Here is a 20,584-nt window from a genome sequence, read left to right on the forward strand (position 1 = left end):
GGCCTTCCTCGCCGCTACGGGAGGAAGGCCGCCTTCACCGCGTCCAGCAGCGGGTTGGCGCCGGTCTCCGCGTCCGTGCAGCCCTGGTTGAGCGTCCAGATGATGGTGCCGCCGTAGCCCTCCTGCCTCACGAAGGCGCCCTTGGCTGCGATGGCTTGCGGGCTGTCGTAGGAGATCCACGTCACCGTGCCGTCCTCCACGAGCTTGTCCGGGGCGAACGTCACGTAACTGGCCTGGGCCTTCTCGTCCCACTGGTACTTCCCCTGCTTCGAAAAGCGGAGGATCTTCTTGTAGGTGAACGAGTTGTCCCCGCCCACGTAGTCGGACCAGTTCGTGAAGGGCTGGTAGGGCCCGGTGATGTGGCGCCACGCGAGGCCATAGAAGGGGATGCCGATGCCCAGCTTCGCCTTGGGGATGCCGGCCTTCACCCACAGGTCCAGACTGGACGCGATGGACGTTGGGTGCAGGCCCTGTTCGCCCTTCAGCGCGGACGTGTGCCAGGACATCCAGCCGTCCCACGCGCCAATCATCTCGTAGGACATCAGGTTCATCTGGTCGAAGTACGTCGCCAGCTCCGCGAACCAGGGGTCTGCGTCAGTGGGGAAGTTGGTGTTGATCCAGTGGAGGGGGAAGGTGAGAAGCATCTTCGGCCGCGCCTCGCGCAGGGCCTTCACCAGGGCCAGCAGCTTCGGCCGGTCCTCCTTCTCCACGGGCTCCCAGTCCAGGTCCAGCCCGTCGTAGCCGAAGTCGTCCATCGCCTTCAGCAGCGAGCGGACGAACTTTGCGCGGTTCGCGTCGGACGCGGCGCCCACCCAGCCGTCGTGCTCACCGGATCCGCCCACCATGATGAGCGCCTTGCGGCCCGCCGCATGCGCGCGCTTCGACAGCGTGCGGGCGATCTCCGGCCCCCGGTCGTTGTCGAACTTCGTGCTCAGTGTTCCGTCCGCCTTCGGAGTGACGCGGCCCACGAGGATGTGCGTGAGCGCGCTGAAGTCCACCTTCTCCGGCGGATAGTCGTCCGCGTTCCAGCCCGTGTAGTAGCCCGACACCCACTTGCCACCCTGGCCCGGCGGACCCTTCACGGCTGGGGATGCACTCACCACCACGCTGGCCTGGGCGACCTGGCTCGGGTCCGCCTTGCTCCGGACCATCACCCGGTACGTGCCCGGCTTGCGAGGCGCGGTGTAGACGCCAGCGGCGCTGATGGAGCCCCGTTCGTTTCCAGGCTCCACGCTCCATGCCACCTCCGTGTCCGGGCTGTTTGTCACGGTGGCACGGAAGGCGTGCGTGGCGCCCGGAGCCAGGAAGACCGCAGGCGTCTCGAGCGTGAGGGTCACTGGCCGGAGGCCCTGCTCGATGCGGATGTCGTCGAAGGAGAGGGGCGGCAGCGTCTTGCCGCTGTCCTCCTGGAGCCACAGGCCCGTGATGCGCGTGCGGCCTTCAGGCAGCAGCTTCGCCAGGGGCACGCGGCAGGTCGTCCACTTCCGGGCCGGGATGGCGCCGCCCTCGCAAGTGGGGCCCAGCGGCACGCCCACGGGTTGCTCGGAGCCGATGACGACGCGCGCGCGCACCGCCGCGTTCGCGCCATCCTTCCCGCCGTTTACCTTCAGCACCAGCGTGTCATCCGGTGACACATCGAAGCCCGGATGGCCGAAGTACAGCGCCTCCCATGGCCCCATCGTCACGGTGATGGCGTGGCTGCCCGAGGCCCCTGCCACGGTGGCGCTCATCGCGTGCGCCCCGGCCCACGTCAGGTCCTCCCAGGGCGGGGCCAATCGGTCCTGATAGAGCCACGTCACCAGGGGCTGCGTGGGAGACGTTGCTTTCGGAGGGGGAGCCCCCTGGGAAACACCGCCCAGCAAGAGCGCGGTCAGCAGCACCCGGAGTCCAGCCGGAGGTCGTCGCATGGTCTCCCATCCTCGCAGAGGGAGGGGAGGCGCGTCCTGCATCGAGGCACCAGCCAGGCCGCCATGAGTTCGTCAAAGAGTCCCGCGACCCGAAGTTTTCCGTGAGCTCTCGATCCCACCGGAGCGCCGCGATGGGCCGCGATGTCATGAGTTCGCGGACGCCAAGGTTGACGCACCGACTGAAGCCTCTGCCCGGGGCCGGTTCCCTCAAAACCTGTCCGACTGTCGGACCGGTTTCCGCCGCACGAGTCCCCAGGTCGAGCCGACCCGGCAGGTGACGAGGACGGTTTGCTTGTCCGACAGTCGGACGGATCTCGCCGCATGGGCTTGAGGCCACGCCGAACCGACAGGGGCGCGACGATATGCGTGAGCGAACACCAAGGTAGGGCACGGACAGATGCCCCGCCCGGGACCGGTTGCCTCAAAACCTGTCCGACAGTCGGACAGGTTTTTCTCCGACCGGGCCCGGAGGGTGCCCCCTGGCTGGCAATGAGAAGGGTGGGCCCGCACGTCCATGTCAGACCCCTGTGGTTGGATGGCGATGCTGGGACGAGGAAGGGGATGGGGATGGAACGGCGAGGACTCGTGGCCTATGTGGAGGCGCAAATCGAGCGCGATATCGCGCTGGGGCGGCTGCACCCGAGCGGACAATTCGGCTCCGAAGCGAAGCTGGCGCGCCGCTATGAGGTGTGTCGGGGCACCATCCGCGAGGCGCTGCGGCGGCTGGCGGCGCGAGGCCTGGTGGTTCAGCGCCCCGGACGCAAGACGCGCGCGGTGCCGTTGGATGAGTCGCTGACGCTGGAGAACCTGGGCCTGGCGCTGCATGACGCGAGCAACCCGGATGCCCGGTGGCTTCTGGAGGGCTACTTCAGCCTCAAGCGGCAGGTGCTGGTGGAGCTGCTGGCCGACTGCTGCGCGAGGGCCTCGGACCTCGACCTGGACCGGCTGGGGAGCACGTGCTACCAGCTCCAGGACGCGGCGCGCTGGGAGTCGGGGGAAACCTGCGCGCAGGCGGAGTTCGAGTTGCTGCGGCATGCGGCGCGGGTGGCGGCGCGTCCGGGGCACGTGCTCCTTGTTCAGTCTCTGCAGCGGGCATTCCTGGGAGGAGCCGCCCAACTGCTGCCGCTCATGGGCGGAGAGGCGCTGCGCGAGTGGGCCTTCCGCGCGATGGCGATTCTGAACGAGCGCGACGTGCAGGCACTTCAGCATGAGCTGCCAGCGCTGCTGAAGGCGCGCGATGAGCGCGTGCTGAACGCATTCGCCCCCGCGCCCCAGGAACCTGCGTCCCCCGAGGCCCCATGCGCCCACGAGGGTGCACCAGTCACTCATCAGAACGACGCTTTGGGGACACACCTCAGCATCGAGGAGGGTGACGTCGGTCGCCCTGGGCCAGCCATCGCGCAGGACGAGATGCTGCGGGCACAACCCGGCATCGCGGAGGGGGACGTCGGTTGCTTTACGTCCGGCTCCGAGCAGGACGATGCGCCGGAGGCATGTCCCTGCTTTGAAGAGGGCGGACCTGGCCGCCTGACGTCATCCGTTGAGCAGGACAATGCACTTGAGGTGTGCCTCCTCGTGGATGCGCGTGACCCCGGTTGCTGTGTCGCTCCAACCGCCGAGGCTCTTGGGGTTGTACCTCGCCCCGATGGCGAGTCCTTCCCCTTGGAGTCGGACAGTGGGGCACTGTTGCCTCCAGCCGCCCCAACGTTCGTGCCCTGTGGTCAGGGTGGAGAGTGCGTCAGTAGGAATGTGATGGACGCGGTCTTGGGAAGCCTGCCCGACTGTCGAACAGGTTTTGTCGCCGTGTCTCAGGAAGGGGCCCCCAGCAATCCGAGGCTCCACCCACCGGCTTCTTCGGACTCATCCGCGTGGCGGTTCGCAAGGTGGGCGAGCCGCTTCATGGACTCCAGGGCTCATTGGGGCCGGTGGGCTGCTCGCCTCTGGGGCTCCATGGTTCGTTCACTGGGACCAGATGCTTCGTGAGCGACGACAGCCCATCGCGTCCGCTGTCTCCTGAAGTTCGCGCATGCCATCCCCTGAGATGGCATGCGGAGGTACCGACGAACTTCTGGCGACCTGATCAGGCCCGGACCAGCTCGATGGGGCTTCCTTCGGGGACGTGCTTCATCGCCACGGAGTTCATGCAGTAGCGCAGCCCCGTGGGCGGCGGGCCGTCCGGGAACACGTGACCCAGGTGGCCGTCGCAGCGCGCGCAGCGGACCTCGGTGCGAATCATTCCGTGCGACACGTCGCGGATCTCCGTGACGGAGTCCTCCGACAGCGTCTGGGTGAAGGACGGCCAGCCCGTGCCGGACTCGAACTTTGTCCCGGCCTTGAACAGCGGGTTGTTGCAGCCCGCGCACACGTAGGTACCCGGCGTCTTGGTGCCGAGGAAACAGCCGCTCCCCGGGTACTCGGTGCCGTGCTGCCGCAGCACCTGGAATTCCTCGGGGGTGAGGCGCTTGCGCCATTCTTCGTTGGAAAGATTGAGCTTGTCCGCCATGGGTCCTCCTCCACGTTTCGGGCCTGGAGCCCGGAGCACGGCCTTGGATGCACCGTGGGCCTTTGCGTCGCACCCTATACCAGGCAGGCAGCAGGGCGGCCGGCCGCCTTGTTCTCTACCGCACGGCACGGCAGGCCCTGCGGACCAGGGCTTGGAGCACCGTGCTTCGGTTGTACTCCTCCCGGACGCGGTGCGCGCCACGAGGAGGCCTGCTGATGCGGATTTCAGAGCTGATGCACAGAGACGTGAAGACCATCGACGCGAATGAATGCCTGCGCTCCGCCGCCGAGCGGTTGGACAGCGCCAGCCTGGGCGCGCTGCCCGTCACGGAGCACGGCCAGGTGGTGGGCCTGCTCACTGACTCGGAGCTCTCCTTGTGCTCCACCGTCCACGGGCACGACCCCGACGTCACCACTGTGCGGGAGGCGATGACGGCGCCGCTCGTTACCTGCTCGGAGGACGAGCCGCTGGAGGCCGGCGAGCGGCTGATGGAGGAGCATCACCTGAACCGGCTGGTGGTCGTGGACGCGGACCACCACGCGGTGGGGCTCCTCCGCCTGGACGACGTCGCCTCCGAGTCCCTCACGCTGCTGCGGCCCGGCGAGCCGCTGGAATACTTGAGCCTCTACTCCTGACCACAAGAAGGCCCGGCGCCCCCTTCGCAAGCTGGAAGGGAGCACCGGGCCGGTGTTTCATGTCCTGACGCTCAGCCCACCACGGCCGGTTGGCACGCGGAGGACAGCCACGCCACGGCGTCATCCCAGGGCAGGTCGCGCTGGGAACCGTCGCGCTGGCGCAAGCGGACACCCTTCGACTCCACCTCGCGGCCACCCACCACCGCGAGGAACGGCACGCCGTCCTCGTGCGAGCCCAGGACCTTCTTCGACAGCGACTCGTCCCGCACGTCCGCCCGCGCTCGGCAGCCGGCCTGCCGCAGCCGCGCAGCCAGTCCCTCCGCGTACGCGGCGGCCCCCGCTCCCACGGAGGCCACCACCACCTGCTCGGGCGCGAGCCACGCCGGTAGCGCGCCCCCGTGGTGCTCCAGCAGCACGCCGATGAAGCGCTCCAGGCTGCCGAACAGCGCGCGGTGAAGCATCACCGGACGCAGGCGCTCTCCGGACGCGCCGACGTAGTGCAGGTCGAAGCGCTCCGGCAGCACCAGGTCCAGTTGGATCGTGCCGCACTGCCACGCACGGCCCAGCCGGTCCTTCAGCACGAACTCCAGCTTGGGCCCGTAGAAGGCGCCCTCGCCGGGCTGGTCCTCGTACTGGAGGCCCGCCTGCTTCGCCGCGGACTGGAGCCACGCCTCCGCCTGGTCCCACAGCGCGTCACCGCCGGCACGCATCGCCGGACGGCTGGAGAAGGCCACCTGCACGTCGTCGAAGCCGAAGCCCGCGTAGAACGCCTTGAGCGAGCGCACGAAGCGGACCACTTCCGCCTCCACCTGCTCCGCCGCGCAGAAGATGTGGCCGTCGTCCTGCGTGAACTGGCGCAGGCGGAACAGCCCATGCAGCGCGCCGCTGGGCTCGCTGCGGTGCACCAGCCCGAACTCCCCCAGTCGCAGGGGCAGGTCGCGGTGGCTGGGCGCCATGCGCTGGACGATCTGGATGTGGCCCGGGCAGCTCACCGGCTTCAACGCCAGCTGCCGGTCGCCTTCCACCATGCAGAACATGTTCTGGCGGAAGTTCTCCCAGTGGCCGCTCTGCTCCCAGAGTGGCTGGGAGCACAGCTGCGGCGTACGGACTTCGCGGTAGCCCTCTTCGAGCATGCGCTGGCGGACGTGCTCCTCCAGCAGCCGGTACAACCTCAGTCCGCGTGGGTGCCAGAACACCATGCCCGGGGCCTCCTCCTGCATGTGGAAGAGGTCCAGACGCTGGCCCAGCGCGCGGTGGTCTTGTTCATCAAGCATTGTCGTCTCCGTGTGTCGGTCGGGATGAAGCAGCCGGGGCCGGACACGGGGCGTGTGAGGTTGCACGGTCGCCCCGGCCGGAACTCGGCGGGGCGGGAAACCGTGCGCTCGTCAGGACACCGACACGCGCACCGCACCCACGCCCGCCGAAGCGGTGGTGGTCGTGGTCGCGGTGGTGTTGATGACGAGGTTCACGGGACAAGAAGTGCTCCCGAGCGCACGGAAAGTCAAGTCGTGCGCCGGGACGGGGTGCGTCAGCCCAAGAGGGCCAGCAGGCCGGCGAGGCCCACGAAGAGGTAGAAGAGCGACTCGCCCGCGATGAGGCCTCCGCCCACCAGCGACATGGTGCTCATGTCCTCCGGCAGCACCGCCTCGCCCGGAGCGGGCTCGCGCCGGAAGCGCTTGGACACGGTGTTGAAGAGGGACGTGAGGATGCCGCCCGCGCCGAACCAGATGGTCGCCGGCAGCGCGATGAAGCCGCCGAACGCGGTCGCGTAGGGGCTGGCCAGCACCAGCGAGTCCATCGCCCAGCCCACGCCGAACCCCGTGCGCGAACCCTGCACGTAGCGCAGGTAGGCGGGGTGGCGGCGGACCACCTTGCGGATGACCTCCAGCGTGAAGCCGATGGACAGGCCCACGAGCAGCGCCGTCACCTTGTGCGCCGACAGCGTGCCCAGGTCGCGGATGGCGCCCACGAACTTGTACGTCATCGCGGAGCCCCACTGGCCCACCTTCACGTCCGGGTGATCCAACTGGTTGACGGACAGCACCGGGTACGCGCCCATGAACACGCGCGCCAGCACCACGCACAGCACCGCGCCCATGAAGATGCCCAGCACCTGGTAGCGGAACTGCACCACGCGGTTGGTTCCAAGGCGCCACCCGGTGGAGCGGTCCTGCTGCATGTCGCAGCCCACCGACGTGGAGATGAGCAGGATGGAGGACGCCATCAGCCCCACCAGCGGATCCTTCAGGCCGAGCAACGACATCAGCAGCACCGACATCACGAAGGCGCTGGAGATGGGGTTGTTGTCGCTGATGCCGTAGGCGATGCCGTTGATGAGCACGAACAGGAGCGACAGCGCGAGCCCGAAGATGATGAAGCCCGCGGGCTGGTGCAGCACCTGCGTGGCCACCACGACGACGGCCGCGCCCCAGCCCACCACCCAGGCGATGAGCCGGGGCACGTTGACCTTCTTCCACGCGGGCTCGGTGTCCGCGGGAGCCTGCGCGCGGCCCCGGATGCGGTCCACCGCCTGCACCGCGAGCAGCGCCAGGTCCACCAGCGCCGCGCCGCAGATCATCGCCAGCGAGATGAGGAAGCCAATCTTCCGGTACGGATCACTCGGCCCCAACCACCCGATGCTCCGCAGATAGGGCGTGATGGCATAGCCGGTGATTCCCATGAGCATGGCGGGCACGGTGATGCGGCTGCCCACCACCATGCCGGCGCCCACCGTGGAGCTGCTCACGCTCAGCGCGGCGACCGCGGCCACCTTCTCCGTGAGCCACGCGGCCAGGATGCCCAGGCCGGTGCCGCCGCCCAGCTTCGCGATGGAGGCCTTGAGCAGGCGCTTGTCCGTGAGCGCTCGCAGGATGTTGGCCACCGCGTAGCCGGACGGGTAGTCCAACTGGAGCCGGTCCACGAGCAGCGGCGTGTAGAGCATGCCCACGCCCACGCCGAACATGCCCACGCACCCCACGAAGAGCATCAGCTGCCACGCGGGCGGCTGGGGCATGCCCAGCCACACCATGGATTGGATCAGCACGGACATGGCGCACAGCGAGGCCACCGACGCGGCCATCGTCTGCATGTAGTTGGCGCCGTGCTTGCCCTCCGCGCCGTAGCCGTAGGTGACGACGCTGCCGAGGATGCCGGACAGCACCTGACTGGCGACGAAGAAGCCCAGGCTGAAGTTCATGTACGACGCGGCCACACCGCCCAGCGGGCCCAGGAAGAAGATGGCCACCGACGCGAGCAGCAGGTGGTACTTCCACGTGCCCACCGCGGGGAGGAAGCGGAAGCGCGGCGTCACGGCTTCGGGCACGGAGGACAGGGGGGCGGAAGGCTCTGGCGGGAGCGGCTCGGCGGGGTGGGCCATGGGTGCGCGGGAGGGTACCGGCCTCCATGGGGCGCCCACAACCCGAGAGGTCGCGGGCAGCCCGGCGGCCGGTCGCAAGCGCAACCCCTTGCGAAGGCCAGGGCGCCATGCGACGTCGCACGCATGCGATTCACCCTGCACCGAGGCGTCAGCCTGGCCGTCCTCGCCTCCGCCCGCACGGAGGCCGACCATCACGAGGACCTGGGGTGCAGCATCCAGGGGCCCACCGCGCGCCCCGTGCGCCGCGCGCAGGTGCCGCTGAAGCGCCACATCGCCGCGCTGGGCCGCGAGGGCGCCCTGCGCGAAGCGGACGCGCTCATCCGCTGGCTGGAGGACACGCCCCGCTACGCCGCGCTCTGCCAGGGCACGAAGCGGCGCATGGGCCGGTGCGTGCTGCGCGAGGACGTCCTCTTCCCGGATCCGCTGCGCCACCGCCCGCGCGTGCTGCACCTGCGCCAGGACTCGCTGGGGCTGGACGTTCCGGTGCGCGCGAAGGACTGGCCCGTGGTGGCGGACCTGTTCGCGTCGCTCGCTCGCGGCGCGACCCGTGAAGAGCTGCGCGCGCTGGCCACCGTGCCCGTCGTGGGCGAGCTGCTCGGCGACCTGTCGCAGGCAGGCTGGCTCGTGCGCCATGACGGGCCGGTGGACGTGCCGGGACCGGGGGCCCTCTTCGTGGGGCACAACACGGTGCTGGTGTCGGGTAGGGAAGGGCGCGTGCTGGTGGACCCGTACTTCCGCCCCACGGGCGAGGCGGACCTGCCCGGCTATGGTTCATTGCAGGCGTCGGACCTGGGCCGGGTGGACGCGGTGGTCATCACCCATTCACATGGGGACCACTTCCACCTGGGCTCGCTGCTGCCCCTGCCTCGCGACACGCGCATCTTCGTGCCGGCGGTGGCTCGCGAAAGCCTCTTCTCCACGGACTGCGCGCTGCGGCTGAAGCAGCTGGGCTTCACGCACGTGGAGCCCCTTCGCTGGGGAGAGACGCGGCAGGTGGGCGACGTGACGGTGCACGCGCTGCCCTTCCACGGCGAGCAGCCCACCGACGGCGAGGGGCCCCACCCGGACCTCTACAACGAGGGCAACACGTGGCTCGTGCGCTCGAAGGACTTCTCCGCCGCCTTCTTCGCGGACGCAGGGCATGACGTGCGCGGGGACATGGACGCGGTGTGCCGCCGCGTGCGCAAGCAGCAGGGGCCGGTGGACGTGCTCTTCTGCGGCGTGCGCGGCTTCCGGCTGCCGCCCATCTTCTTCGGCTTCACCACGCTGGATGCGTTCCTCGTCAACGTGCCGCGCGACGCGCTCACCACGCCGCAGCGCTTGATGGCGGGCCCGGAGGAGGCGCTGCGCTACGGCGCGCTCCTGGGCGCGCGCTACGTGGTGCCCTGCGCGGACGGCGGCGCCCCCTGGTACTGGCGCGAGGGCATGGGCCCTCGCTACGCCGGCTATCCGGGCGAGCCCGTCGAGGGTGCGAGCAACATGGACGAGAACCCGGACGCGGATCCGTATCCGGAGCGGCTGGCCCAGGTGCGCAAGGAGCAGGGCGAAGGGCCGCAAGCGCTCCTCCTGCGGCCCGGCGAGGCCCTGCGCTGGCGGGGCGCGCGGAAGCCGGAGGTGCTGAGCACGCCGGGCTTCGAGTGGCCGTTCGGGAACTGGCGCGAGGCAGCGCCTCAGCCGCGCAGCACGTCGCGGACACGCCAGAGGGAGACGAGGTAGAGCACGCCCAGGGCCGCGAGGCAGACGATGCCCAGCGTGACGTACCCTCGGATGATGTTGCCGACGGTCCAGCCGTAGGTCTCCACCAGGGCGCTGGGGTCGCTCAGGCCCACGCCCTCGATGCGGCCGAAGGGGATGCGGTCCACGTTCCTGCGCGCCGCCCACCACTGCTCGAAGCCGTCCATGAACGCCGCCGCGCCCATGACGAGGAACCCCCAACGCAGCTGATGCCGGTGGAGGTAGTGGCCGGGCGGCACGTAGAACGTGGCCATCAGCAGCGCGCCCAGCACCATCAGGCCCGCGTCGCCGCCGAAGAAGAAGAGGGCCTGGGCCTGGGTCTGGGTGAGCCCGAACCTGCCAGCCCAATGCACCGCGAGGAGCCCCGCGCCCACGCCCAGCCACGCCCACCGGCGGCGCTTCCAGCCCTGCCACACGAGCGCGCCCAAGAGCCCCGACAGCACGACGGTCATGAACGTCGAGCGCTCGTCCGACACATGGGTCACCCACAGCGTGGGTGTGGCGCTGAACCCGCAGAACCACGCGGTGACGGCGTGTCCCAGCTCGTGCACCGGCATCGTGAAGAAGATGCGCAGGAGCCCCTGGAAGCCCGGCGAACGGACCGCGAGCCAGGCGATGCCGAGCGCGACGGGCAGCACCGCCAGCCGCAGCCGTGCCTCCAGGCGGCCCTCGTCGCCGGTGTGCTCGCCGTGGAAGGTGATGCCTTCCATGGCCGGGTCCGGCTCGGGCTGGGCCGCGACCAGGGGTGAGACGAACGTGGGGACGGTGTGGGCTTCCAGGGCCTCGCGCAGGGCGGCCCGCTGGTCCTCGGCCGCGCGCTGGACTGCTTCTCGGGCCTCGCGGTCGCGCGCTTCGGCCTGCTGGGTGGCGGCGCGCACTTCCGCGCGCAGGTAGATGACGCCGCACGCCGGGCACTCGGGCCCCGCCACGCGGGGGGCGCCACAGCGGGGGCAGGTCGCGGACGGAGGGCTCACAGGCCCCGCACTCTAGGTGCGCCGCGGGCGGGACGAAAATCGCACCGCCGGGAACCCACGAGGCTCCCGGCGGCGGAACGCGGAACTAGAAGCCGTAGTAGCTGCTGTAGTCCGTGCCGAACAGGTCGATGACCGTGACGCCCCACGAGTGCACGATGACGACGATGATCGTCTTGCGGAAGCGCGTGAGGTTCCAGTCGTTGATGGTGTGCTGCTGGATGCCCACGCTCATCGGCGAGCCGTAGCGCGCGGACTTCACCGCCGAGGGGAAGGTCTCGATGACCGTCGCGCGCTGCGCGACCTCCTTGCCGTCCTTGTCGATGAGGCTGGCGATGGCCTTGTACTTGCCCACCTTGATGTCTTCCGGGTTGGCGCGGATGCTCACGCGGTAGTTGCCCGCGGGGATGCCCGCCTCCTCGGAGTCGATGTAGACGAAGGCCGCGTCCACGCCCTTCGCGTACTCCGTGGCGGGGACCTTGTCGAAGCCCGCGATGCTCGTCGCCACGACGGTGGCCTGCTCCGACGTGTGGGTGCCGATCTCCGCCTCGTCGATCGCGAGGCCCTGCTCCTTCGCGCTACGCGACAGCTCGCTCTTGAGCTCGGTGCAGGCGGCCGCGGCGGCCGACGCGTACTTGGACTCGCCCGCGAAGGCGGAGCCGGAGAGGAGGAGGGCGGCAACGAGGGAGGAGCGCATGAAGCTGGAAGTGATCATGGGGGACGGGGAACCAATCTCCAGGAGGGGACTGCGGTCGCGGATGCCACGGGACCTCGGCACCGGCGGCTCCCCTGTGCAGCAGTGGTGCCAATCCCTCTCACGGCCGCGTTCCACCCGGCTCCAGAGGGAAAGCCTCCGGATGTAACAAGGCTTGTGACAGAAGTTGTGACATGCCGTGTTACGGCGAGCGCCCGGCGATGACTTCCCGCGCTACAACCGGAGGGGAACCCTTGACGTCCCCGGCCCGGAGCGCCCATGTCGTGCCCATGGCTCAGGAGCTGGACACCCGCACCCGGGGGAGGACCACGCGTGGGCGTCTGCGCGCACTGGACGCGTACCTCTGCCAGTTCGAGGCCACGTTGCTCACGCGTGACGACGGCCCCTGGGCCCGCGCCGTCTTCGTGGACGTGGGCTTCGGTGAACACCCGTGGACCACGCTGGAGAGCGCCACCGCCTTCCGCGCGCTGAACCCGGAGCTGTCCGTGGTGGGCGTGGAGCTGGACCCCGAGCGCGCCACGGACGCCGCGAGAAACCACGCGGATGCGCGCACCCACTTCCGCGAGGGCGGCTTCGCGCTCCCGCTGTCACCGGACGAACCCGCCCGCCTGGTGCGCGCCATGAACCTCCTGCGCCAGGGCCCGCCGGAGCGCATCCCGGAGGCCCACCGCGCGATGTCGCGGCACCTGGTGCCTGGCGGGCTGCTCGTGGAGGGCTCTTCCGACACGGACGGCGCGGTGCTGGTGGCCCACCTGCTGCGGCGGACGCCGGACGCGGAAGCCCCCGCGCGAGAGGGCCTCCTCTTCCACACCGACTTCTCCCGGGGCTTCGCGCCGCTGCTCCTGCGCGACTGGCTGCCCCGCGACCTGCGCCGCCGCGTCCGCCCTGGCGACCCCATGCACGCCTTCTTCCAGGCATGGGAGGCGGCTTGGAACGCCGCGCGCGCGGAAGGCCACACCGCGCCCGCGGACGCCTTCGCCGAGTCCGCCGTGCGCCTCGCGAGCATGACCCCTGGGGTCGCCACCGACGCGTGGCTCCTGACCCGGGGCTGTCTGCGCTGGAGCCCGCCCGGCGGCACTCCGGCGTGAGCCCGGTTGCTCCTTGGAGGTGCAATCGTGCGGGGGCCGGTCCCAAGCGCCACCGGAAAAGGTATTCTGTCGGGAATTGAGCTTCCGGCGTCCCCCCGACTCGCCAGAGGCAGACGGCTCGACATGAACAGGCACCTTCTGACGCTTCTCGCCGCGGGGCTGATGGCAAGCACCTCGTCCGCCGCCGGCCCGTCGACCTCCGAGCTCGGGCGGGGTCGTCACGCGCAGCGTCCCCACCGCCAATCCCGTCGTTCCTCCGCGCGCCCGCGCCGCGAGGGCGACCCCGTGAAACTGGAGCATGAGATGGAAGAGGCCGCCTACTCCGATGAGGCCCCCGCGGCCGCCATCGCGACCCGGCCCCCCGCGTTGCTGTTCTCCGCCAACTTCTACGGCACCCTGGCCGCCGCCCGCTGTCTGGGCCGCCACGGCGTGGACGTGACGGTGGCGGACACCGGCCGGTTGGGGCCGGCCAGCTACTCGCGCTTCGTCAGCCGCCGCGTGCAGTGCCCGCCGGAGTCCCAGCCGGAGGCCTTCCTGCAGTGGCTGGTGGACTTCGGCCTGCGCGAGCCCGTCAAGCACGTGCTCTACCCGACGAGCGACGAACTGGCGTGGCTCATCTCCGCGCACCGCTCCAAGCTGGAGGACCTCTTCCACCTCTACGACCCGGGCGTGGACGCGGTGTACGGGCTGCTCAACAAGCGCCGCCTCTACGAAGTGGGCACGGAGGTGGGCCTGAACCTGCCGCGCACCTGGTTCCCCCAGTCGGAAGCGGACCTGGAGCAGGTGCGCCGCGAGGCGAGCTTCCCGGTGCTGCTCAAGCCCACCACGCAGATCCTCCACGCCACGCACCGCAAGGGCCAGCCGGTGGCCTCTCCGGACGACCTGGCGCGCGAGTACCGCGAGTTCGCGCGAGACACCTACGCGTCCATGCTCGTGAAGTTCGACCCGGCCGTGGTGAACCCCATGGTGCAGGAGTTCCACCCGGAGGCCGCCGAGGGCATCTACAGCCTCTCCGGCTTCGTGGATGAGTCCGGCGAGCTCTTCGAGGCCCGCGCCGCGATGAAGGTCCTCCAGCGTCCGCGCCGCCTGGGCGTGGGCGTCTGCTTCGAGTCCTCGCCGCTGCGCCCGGACCTGGTCGCGGGCCTCACCCGGCTGTGCAAGAAGCTGGGCTACCACGGCGTCTTCGAGGTGGAGTTCATCCAGACGAAGGACTCGTACCTCCTCATTGACTTCAACCCGCGCTTCTACGGGCAGATGGGCTTCGACATCGCGCGGGGGCTGCCCCTGCCGCTGCTCGCGTACCACGCGGCCACCGGGGACCGGGACGCGCTCAAGCGCGCGGTGGAGGACGCGCGCGACGCCAGCGCCGCGCACGAGGACGCGGTGTTCTGCAACCGCATCGCGCTGGAGATGCTGCTCAACCTCCAGCGGCTGTCCGGCGCGCTTCCGGCCGACGAGGCCCGGCAGTGGCGGCAGTGGTTCAACACCCACAAGGCGACGGCGGTGGATCCGCTCATCGACCGGGACGACATGATGCCCGCGGCGGTGGAGCTGGCCACCATCTCCTATGGGGCCGCGCGCCACCCCCGCGCCTTCCTGCGGATGATGGTCTTCAACCGCTGAAAAGGGCCGTCAGCCCGCGGAGCGAGGGGCCGCGGGGACCGGATCATCGAAGGTGATCAGGTCCTCGTGCGTCTCCGCCCGGCGCAGCCTGCGCACCTTCCCGCCCTCCACGCCCACGATGCCCGGCTGCGGGAAGGAGAAGGACGTGCCGAAGGGCACGAAGTACGCGCCCGCGTCCATGATGGCCAGCGTGTCGCCCACCTTCAGCTCCGGCAGCCGCACCGCGTGGTACAGCGTGTCCGCCGGGGTGCAGACGGGGCCCACCACCGTGTACGCCCGGTGCGCGGGCGCGGCCGGCTGCTCGACGTGGAAGAGCTGGTGGTACTCGTTGCGCACGCATTCGGCGTGGTTGATGCCCATGTCGAGCGCCGCCCACGTCCGCTCGCCGCCGTCCTTGAGCGCGTGCACGCGGCCCAGGAGCAGCTGCGTGTTGCCCGTCATCGCGCGGCCCGGCTCCAGGAAGATGCGCGGGCGCTTGCGGCCCTGCTTCGCGTAGTGCGCCTCCACCTGGGACACCACCTTCGCCACGTACTGCTCGATGGAGAGCGCCGCCGCGAAGTCCGGTGCGGGCAGGTCGCGCTGGAAGGTGAGGTTGAGCCGCCAGTCCCGCTGCTCGATGTGCTCCACCGTCGGCGTGCAGAGGCTGCCGCCCAGGTCCAGCACCTCCAGTTCCACCCCCAGCTCGCGGTGCAGCTCGTCCGCGAAGTCCAGCACCGCGCCGACGAAGCCCTCCAGCTCCGCTTCCGTGCGGATGAGCTCGCCCCGGTGCGCGTGCAGGCCCACCACGTCCAGGTTGCCGTAGGACAGCGCCTGCCGGTACGCCGCCAGCGCCTGGCCTCCCACGATGGGCGTGCCGAACTGCGAGTTCCAGCCCGACATCGTCGTCACCCGCACGGCCACTCGCGGGCGCTTGCCCTGTTCCGCCGCGTGGCGTGAGAAGACGTCCAGCTCCTCGCGGTGGTTCGCGGCCAGGAGGCCGATGCCCCGGGTGACGGACTCGCGGATGGACGCGTCCGACTTCACCGGGCCGTTGTAGACGATGCGCTCCGGCGCCACGCCCAGCTTGAGCGCGAGCCACAGCTCATAGGCGGAAATCACTTCCGCGCCCACTCCGCGCGCGTGCAGCGCGGACAGCACGCCCGGCACCGGGTTGGTCTTGTACGAGTAGTACACCTCGCAGCCGGCCGCCGCGCCCGGGGGCACCGCCTGGAACGCGTCCGCGTTGCGGTGCAGCGCCGCCATGTGCACCACGTGCAGAGGCGAGCCGTACTCAGTGGCCAGCTGGGACAGCGACACGCCCTCCAGGAAGAGGCCCTGGCCGGCGCGCGACTCCAGGCCCCACGTCTCCGGGGGGAGGAAGGCGCGGGCGGGGGCCATCGCGCGCTGCACGACGGGCCCCAGGGTCTGCTTCAACTGGCGCTTTGCGGTTCCAACGAGACGACGACGCAGGCTCACGGTGTGGGGCCCTTTCAGGAAACGCCAGGCAGCTTGAGGGGGAGGAAGCGCGTGAGGCCGAAGCGGTCCTTCAGCGCGCGCGTGGCCAGCTGCAGCAGCCGGTACTCCAGCTCGCCGTGCTCGCGCCGGTACTTATTGTGGATGATGGCGTTGGACTCCGCCACGGACTTCTCCACCTTCGCGCCCGTCTTGCCCAGGTCGTTCATCAGCGACGGCTTGCCCACCCGGTAGTTGAGGATGGGCCGGTTCACGTAGACGTGGCCGTAGCGGCGGATGCCGCGCATGTAGAAGTCCACGTCCTCGTAGACGGGGATGTTCGGATCGAACCCGCCCAGGGGCTGGAAGTACTCGCGGCGCACCATGCACGCGGAGTTCACGTACAGCGTGCCCAGGAACAGGATGTGCGCCACCGTCCACGCGCTGTTGGGCGTGGTGGCCCCCACCTGCGCCACGCGCTCGAAGTAGGTGCTCTTGTCCTCCAGCCACTCGGGGTCCTCGCTGAAGGGCACCACCCAGCCCACCGCCACGCCCGCGTCCGGCCGCGCGTCCAGCGCCGACACCATCGACTTGAGCGCCCCGTCGGCGAGCATGTCGTCGTCATCCAGGAAGTGCAGGTAGCGGCCCTTCGCCAGCGTGGCGCCGTGGTTGCGCACCAGCGCGGGGCGCCCCTTGGACGGCACCTCCTGCTTGAAGTAGCGCACGCGGGCATCGCCAATGCCCTGCACCGCGTCCCGGGCCGTGCCCTCCGCGGAGTCATCCAGGACGATGACCTCTACCTGGACGCCTTCTTGACGCAGCGCGGAGTGGATGGCCTCCACCACGTCCTTCTCGCGCTTGTACGTGGGCATCACCACCGAGACGTCGACTGATGACATAGGCCCCGGTTTATACCGGTGGCCCCCCACGACTGAGAAGCGAGCCGAGCCCCTCCGCGCGTGGGGCATTCCGCCACCCGGGGGCATTGCGCCTCGGACCCTGTGTCCGGCGCTACCCGCCTGCTGTCCGGGGAAGCGAACGCGGGAGGCCGTCTCGCGGTTTCTCGGAAGTTTCTACGGCCCCTTCAGGGGGCGGACCGGACAAAATGACAGTCGGATCGCGACAGGGCTGCCACACCGTGGCTCGCTGGCCACGGGTTTTTCAGTAGCTGGCGACGGCGAAATCGAAGGCGTCCAGGTCGTCCATGGCGTCGGCTCCGGGGGCGGAGTGGAAGGCGTCGTCCTCCTCGAAGAAGGCGTCGCCCGAGAGGGGGCCGTCGGCCTCCTCGGGGTCCAGCGGCAGCCATCCGGGATGCAGTTCCTCGCGGGCCATGTGCGTTCGTCCTCTTCCGCAAGCGGTACGGCTTCAGCCGGGGACTTGCAGTCGGTGTGCCACTTCTGGATACGAAACGGCCCACGCGGACGGGTCGTTTCCGACGAAAGGTGGGTCGCCGGACGGGCAGGCATGGCTTGACGCCGGAGCCTGGGGCCGACAGGAAGGGAACACCGATGGCCGTCCTGCTGGCACATGAAATCGAGAATCCGCGCCCGTGCAGCTACCTGCCGGAGCGGGAGGCGTCCCTGGAGACGCTGCTGATGCGCAACGTGACGGCGCAGGAGTACGAGCACCTGCTGGTGCGCGGATGGCGCCGCTTCGGTCCGCAGTACTTCCGGCCCGCCTGCGCGTCGTGCCACGAGTGCGTGTCCCTGCGAGTGCCGGTGGCGGGCTTCACGCCCAACCGCAGCCAGCGCCGGGCCCGCGCCGCGTGCGCGCACCTGCGCGTGGAGGTGGGCCCGCCGCGCGTGGACGAGGAGCGCCTGGCGCTGTACCGCGCGTGGCACGCGGACCGTGAGTCATCCCGCGACTGGGAGTCGTCCGAGCTGGGGGAGCGCGAGTACTCGTTCCAGTTCGCCTTCCCGCACCCGTCCGCGCGCGAGGTGGCCTGGTACGACGACAGCGACCCCGCGGGCCCGAAGCTGGTGGGCCTGGGCCTGTGCGACGAGACACCGCACGCATGGAGCGCGGTGTACTTCTTCTACGACCCGGCCTACGGGCGGCTGTCCCTGGGCAAGGCGAGCGTGCTGTTCCAGGTAGAGCTGGCGCGCGAGCGGGGCATCCCCTACGTGTATCTGGGCTACCGCGTGCTGGCGTGCGATTCGCTGCGCTACAAGGCCGGCTTCCGCCCGCATGAGCTGCTGGAGGGCCGCCCCGCGCTGGACGCGCCCCCCGAGTGGCGTGCCGCGGCTGACGCGCAAGAAGCCGCGGCGGACGCGCCCGCGCCGGAGCTGGTGGGCCCGGAGGCGGTGCTCAGGAACCGCTGAGCAGCGCCGCGTCGAAGAAGCCGCGCAGGCGGTTCGAGTACTCCTCCGGGGCCTTCTTCGCGTACTCGCCGTGGTGCGCGCCGGGCACCACCCAGTAGGACTTGGGTTCGCACGCGGCCTGGAAGAGCGCGTCCTGGAGGAACGCAGGCGCGTACTCGTCGACGTCGCCGTTGATCAGCAGCAGCGGCCGGCCCTTCAAATCACACAGGCGCTTCATGGGGTCCACCGCGTCCACGTCCACGCCGGACAGGCGCAGGGTCCAGAGCACCGGCTGGACGCTCAGCGGCCCCCACTTGCCGTAGCTGTAGCGCGTGTCCGCCTCCAGCGACGGGTAGGCGCCCGCGGCGGCCACCGCCTTGAGGCGCTCGTCATCGAGGGCCTCCAGCATCGCGGTGGTGCCGCCCATGGAGAAGCCCAGCACGCCCAGGCGGGATGGATCCACGTCGTCGCGGTGCGAGACGAAGTCCACCGCCGCGCGCAGGTCCTGGCGCTCGTGGTCGCCCCAGGTCACCAGGTCGCCCTCGCTCTCGCCGTGGCCGCGCGAGTCGAAGAGCAACACGCCGTAGCCCGCGCGTGAGAGCACCTCCGCCTCGAAGAGCATCTGCGTGCGGTTCTCCGCGAAGCCGTGCATCACCACCACCGCCGCGTGGTTGCGCGACGGCACGTACCATCCACGCAGCGTCAGGCCATCCCGCGTGTGCAACACCACGTCCGTGCGCTCCGCGAGCGCGCCCTCCGCCACCGGCTTCAACGGTTGGCGCGCGGGGTGCAATACCGCGTGTGCGGTGCGGACGCTGCGGTACGCGATGAAGGCCGCCACCGCGAGCACGCCCACGAGGGCGAGCGCGATGAAACGGGCGGGCTGGAGGTGGATGGGTTTTTTCACGAGGATGAATTGTGAGCCTATACCCGGAATCCCGTTCCTGGCAGGCCCCCGGGCTCGTTGAGTCCCCAAGCGGTGAACCCCGTCCCCTGACGCGTCCGGCGCCTCTTGACGCGTCAATGGTGGAACTCGCCCGGCAGGACGCCCTCCGGGTGTTTCAACGATGTATCAGCGGGCCGGTGATGGCCGCTGTCACGAAATGGCGTGGGCGCCCCCGGGAGATCCACCGGACGAACGGCGTTCAACTGTCTCCTGGGTGGCGGCGCCGGATGACCTTCGCTACCTATCGCAAGGTGCGTGGGCTAATGATCAACCCTCAGCTCCAGGGGTGGGCTCGCCGGACTCGCGTTCGCCGGGCAGGAGGTCAGAAAATCGTTTCTTACCGGGAATCCCAGACATTGGAACTGCAGGCGCGGCAAGAGATGGCAGTCCCAGCCCCTGGGCGGCGGCGCGTCTTGTTCACGCTCGTCTTCATGGGGACGGGGGGCATCGAGCGCTCCGTGTGCAACGTGTTGGCGGGTCTGGACCGGGAGCGGTTCGATCCCTCGCTGTTCTTCCACCATGGTCCGCCGCCGCCGGACACGCGTGGGCGCATCCCCGCGGACGTGCCCATCTCCTGGGGCGTGGGCGTGGAGGCCTACCGGCGCTGGGAGCTGCCGCGGATGCTCTGGCGGCTTTTCCAGGAAGCGCGCAAGGCGGACATCATCGTCTCCGGGCAGGAGGGCAGGGCGGCCCTGCTGGCGCGGATGGCGGGAGCCCTGCTGGGCAAGCCGGTGTTGGGGATGGTGCACTTCGACTGGGGCGCCTTCCACCGCGAGCAGCCGAAGCGTCAGCTCTGGGGCCTGAAGGTGCTCTACCCGGGCATGGACCGCATCGTGGCGTGTGGCTACGACTCCGCGAAGGCGTTCGCGGAGCTGGTGAACGTGGACCGCGAGCGGATGGAGGTCATCCCCAACTTCGTCGACGCGGCCCGCATCCGTGCCGCGGCGGACGCTCCCCTGCCCGCGTGGGCAGTGCCGGTGTTCAAGAAGCCGGTGGTCATCGCGGTGGGGCGGTTGGAGCCGCAGAAGTCCTTCGACATGCTCATCCGCGCGCACGCCCGGATGAAGGCGGCCGGGACGGACACGAACCTGCTCATCCTGGGAGTGGGCTCGCTGGAGGCGGAGCTCAAGGCGCTGGTCGCGGAACTGGGCGTGGGGGACTCCGTGTTCATGCCTGGCTACGCGGACAACCCGCACGCGCTGATGCGGCGGGCCACGGCGTTCGCCCTGTCCTCGCGCTTCGAGGGCCTGCCCATGGTGCTGCTGGAGGCGCTCGCGCTGGGCTGCCCCATCGTCAGCACGGACTGCCCCTCGGGCCCCTCGGAGGCCCTGGACGGGGGGCGGGCGGGGGTGCTG

17 protein-coding genes are annotated in these 20,584 nt (G+C 70.0%); 7 read left to right on the forward strand and 10 right to left on the reverse strand.

Annotated elements, in window-relative coordinates; all coding sequences use genetic code 11:
* Positions 1–14: 14 nt before the first annotated feature.
* Positions 15–1,907: a glycoside hydrolase family 18 protein gene (locus tag D7Y15_RS23495; protein ID WP_121754014.1), complete on the reverse strand. Its 1,893-nt coding sequence runs from the start codon at positions 1,905–1,907 to the stop codon at positions 15–17.
* 561 nt (positions 1,908–2,468) lie between these two features.
* Between D7Y15_RS23495 and D7Y15_RS23500 the strand changes: the two genes are divergently transcribed.
* The gene (locus D7Y15_RS23500) at positions 2,469–3,890 is read left to right on the forward strand and encodes a FadR/GntR family transcriptional regulator (protein WP_121754007.1); all 1,422 of its coding nucleotides are present in this window, start codon (positions 2,469–2,471) and stop codon (positions 3,888–3,890) included.
* Between the two features lie 97 nt (positions 3,891–3,987).
* Here D7Y15_RS23500 and msrB read toward each other — a convergent pair whose 3' ends face one another.
* Entirely contained in the window at positions 3,988–4,410 is a 423-nt protein-coding gene (msrB, locus tag D7Y15_RS23505) for a peptide-methionine (R)-S-oxide reductase MsrB (RefSeq protein ID WP_120581381.1), read from the reverse strand.
* Positions 4,411–4,625: 215 nt separating this feature from the next.
* Here msrB and D7Y15_RS23510 point away from each other — a divergent pair, with 215 nt between their 5' ends.
* Positions 4,626–5,045 (forward strand): CBS domain-containing protein, encoded by a 420-nt coding sequence (locus D7Y15_RS23510; RefSeq protein ID WP_120581382.1) that lies wholly within the window; start codon positions 4,626–4,628, stop codon positions 5,043–5,045.
* Positions 5,046–5,116: 71 nt separating this feature from the next.
* On the opposite strand, the gene thrS is transcribed toward D7Y15_RS23510, so the two are convergent.
* Both thrS and D7Y15_RS23520 read right to left on the reverse strand, forming a co-directional pair.
* On the reverse strand, positions 5,117–6,319 hold the full coding sequence (thrS, locus tag D7Y15_RS23515; RefSeq protein ID WP_120581383.1) for a threonine--tRNA ligase: 1,203 nt from the start codon (positions 6,317–6,319) through the stop codon (positions 5,117–5,119).
* A gap of 254 nt (positions 6,320–6,573) precedes the next feature.
* Complete coding sequence (locus D7Y15_RS23520; protein ID WP_121754008.1) at positions 6,574–8,421, reverse strand: OPT/YSL family transporter; 1,848 nt, start codon at positions 8,419–8,421, stop codon at positions 6,574–6,576.
* 123 nt (positions 8,422–8,544) lie between these two features.
* Here D7Y15_RS23520 and D7Y15_RS23525 point away from each other — a divergent pair, with 123 nt between their 5' ends.
* A complete protein-coding gene (locus D7Y15_RS23525) occupies positions 8,545–10,137 on the forward strand; it encodes an MBL fold metallo-hydrolase (protein ID WP_121754009.1) in 1,593 nt (530 codons plus the stop codon).
* On the opposite strand, the gene D7Y15_RS23530 is transcribed toward D7Y15_RS23525, so the two are convergent.
* Together D7Y15_RS23530 and D7Y15_RS23535 are read right to left on the reverse strand one after the other, a co-directional pair.
* A complete protein-coding gene (locus tag D7Y15_RS23530; protein ID WP_121754010.1) occupies positions 10,092–11,084 on the reverse strand; it encodes a hypothetical protein in 993 nt (330 codons plus the stop codon). The two genes, D7Y15_RS23525 and D7Y15_RS23530, sit on opposite strands and share 46 nt — an antisense overlap.
* 130 nt (positions 11,085–11,214) lie before the next feature.
* The gene (locus D7Y15_RS23535; RefSeq protein ID WP_126936107.1) at positions 11,215–11,823 is read right to left on the reverse strand and encodes a hypothetical protein; all 609 of its coding nucleotides are present in this window, start codon (positions 11,821–11,823) and stop codon (positions 11,215–11,217) included.
* Positions 11,824–12,110: 287 nt separating this feature from the next.
* Here D7Y15_RS23535 and D7Y15_RS23540 point away from each other — a divergent pair, with 287 nt between their 5' ends.
* Positions 12,111–12,929 carry a class I SAM-dependent methyltransferase gene (locus D7Y15_RS23540; RefSeq protein WP_121754011.1) on the forward strand — a complete coding sequence of 273 codons (819 nt, stop codon included), beginning with the start codon at positions 12,111–12,113 and terminating at the stop codon, positions 12,927–12,929.
* A gap of 303 nt (positions 12,930–13,232) precedes the next feature.
* Entirely contained in the window at positions 13,233–14,552 is a 1,320-nt protein-coding gene (locus D7Y15_RS23545) for a carbamoyl-phosphate synthase (protein ID WP_172814884.1), read from the forward strand.
* A gap of 9 nt (positions 14,553–14,561) precedes the next feature.
* Here D7Y15_RS23545 and D7Y15_RS23550 read toward each other — a convergent pair whose 3' ends face one another.
* The 3 genes from D7Y15_RS23550 to D7Y15_RS44775 all read right to left on the reverse strand — a co-directional run bounded on the left by D7Y15_RS23550 (position 14,562) and on the right by D7Y15_RS44775 (position 17,315).
* Positions 14,562–15,965, reverse strand: a complete 1,404-nt coding sequence (locus D7Y15_RS23550; protein WP_233605061.1) for a pyridoxal-dependent decarboxylase — start codon at positions 15,963–15,965, stop codon at positions 14,562–14,564.
* A gap of 56 nt (positions 15,966–16,021) precedes the next feature.
* Positions 16,022–16,882: a glycosyltransferase gene (locus tag D7Y15_RS23555; protein WP_120580656.1), complete on the reverse strand. Its 861-nt coding sequence runs from the start codon at positions 16,880–16,882 to the stop codon at positions 16,022–16,024.
* 262 nt (positions 16,883–17,144) lie between these two features.
* Positions 17,145–17,315, reverse strand: a complete 171-nt coding sequence (locus D7Y15_RS44775; protein WP_158624551.1) for a hypothetical protein — start codon at positions 17,313–17,315, stop codon at positions 17,145–17,147.
* 176 nt (positions 17,316–17,491) lie between these two features.
* Here D7Y15_RS44775 and D7Y15_RS23560 point away from each other — a divergent pair, with 176 nt between their 5' ends.
* A complete protein-coding gene (locus D7Y15_RS23560; protein ID WP_121754013.1) occupies positions 17,492–18,304 on the forward strand; it encodes an arginyltransferase in 813 nt (270 codons plus the stop codon).
* Here D7Y15_RS23560 and D7Y15_RS23565 read toward each other — a convergent pair.
* On the reverse strand, positions 18,291–19,190 hold the full coding sequence (locus D7Y15_RS23565) for an alpha/beta hydrolase (protein WP_233597430.1): 900 nt from the start codon (positions 19,188–19,190) through the stop codon (positions 18,291–18,293). The two genes, D7Y15_RS23560 and D7Y15_RS23565, sit on opposite strands and share 14 nt — an antisense overlap.
* A gap of 452 nt (positions 19,191–19,642) precedes the next feature.
* Between D7Y15_RS23565 and D7Y15_RS23570 the strand changes: the two genes are divergently transcribed.
* Positions 19,643–20,584, forward strand: a 942-nt coding sequence (locus D7Y15_RS23570; RefSeq protein WP_233605062.1) for a glycosyltransferase, incomplete at its 3' end; no start/stop codon positions are given.

Origin of the sequence: Corallococcus sp. AB030 (assembly GCF_003668965.1) — a bacterium.
GTDB classification, from domain to species: domain Bacteria; phylum Myxococcota; class Myxococcia; order Myxococcales; family Myxococcaceae; genus Corallococcus; species Corallococcus exiguus.

Coding starts and splice junctions, on each gene's coding strand:
- D7Y15_RS44775 (WP_158624551.1), bottom strand. CDS start 17,315: ATGGCCCGCGAGGAACTGCATCCCGGATGGCTGCCGCTGGACCCCGAG.
- D7Y15_RS23555 (WP_120580656.1), bottom strand. CDS start 16,882: ATGTCATCAGTCGACGTCTCGGTGGTGATGCCCACGTACAAGCGCGAG.
- msrB (WP_120581381.1), bottom strand. CDS start 4,410: ATGGCGGACAAGCTCAATCTTTCCAACGAAGAATGGCGCAAGCGCCTC.
- D7Y15_RS23545 (WP_172814884.1), top strand. CDS start 13,233: ATGGAAGAGGCCGCCTACTCCGATGAGGCCCCCGCGGCCGCCATCGCG.
- D7Y15_RS23520 (WP_121754008.1), bottom strand. CDS start 8,421: ATGGCCCACCCCGCCGAGCCGCTCCCGCCAGAGCCTTCCGCCCCCCTG.
- D7Y15_RS23535 (WP_126936107.1), bottom strand. CDS start 11,823: ATGCGCTCCTCCCTCGTTGCCGCCCTCCTCCTCTCCGGCTCCGCCTTC.
- D7Y15_RS23525 (WP_121754009.1), top strand. CDS start 8,545: ATGCGATTCACCCTGCACCGAGGCGTCAGCCTGGCCGTCCTCGCCTCC.
- D7Y15_RS23540 (WP_121754011.1), top strand. CDS start 12,111: ATGGCTCAGGAGCTGGACACCCGCACCCGGGGGAGGACCACGCGTGGG.
- D7Y15_RS23495 (WP_121754014.1), bottom strand. CDS start 1,907: ATGCGACGACCTCCGGCTGGACTCCGGGTGCTGCTGACCGCGCTCTTG.
- thrS (WP_120581383.1), bottom strand. CDS start 6,319: ATGCTTGATGAACAAGACCACCGCGCGCTGGGCCAGCGTCTGGACCTC.
- D7Y15_RS23510 (WP_120581382.1), top strand. CDS start 4,626: ATGCGGATTTCAGAGCTGATGCACAGAGACGTGAAGACCATCGACGCG.
- D7Y15_RS23500 (WP_121754007.1), top strand. CDS start 2,469: ATGGGGATGGAACGGCGAGGACTCGTGGCCTATGTGGAGGCGCAAATC.
- D7Y15_RS23560 (WP_121754013.1), top strand. CDS start 17,492: ATGGCCGTCCTGCTGGCACATGAAATCGAGAATCCGCGCCCGTGCAGC.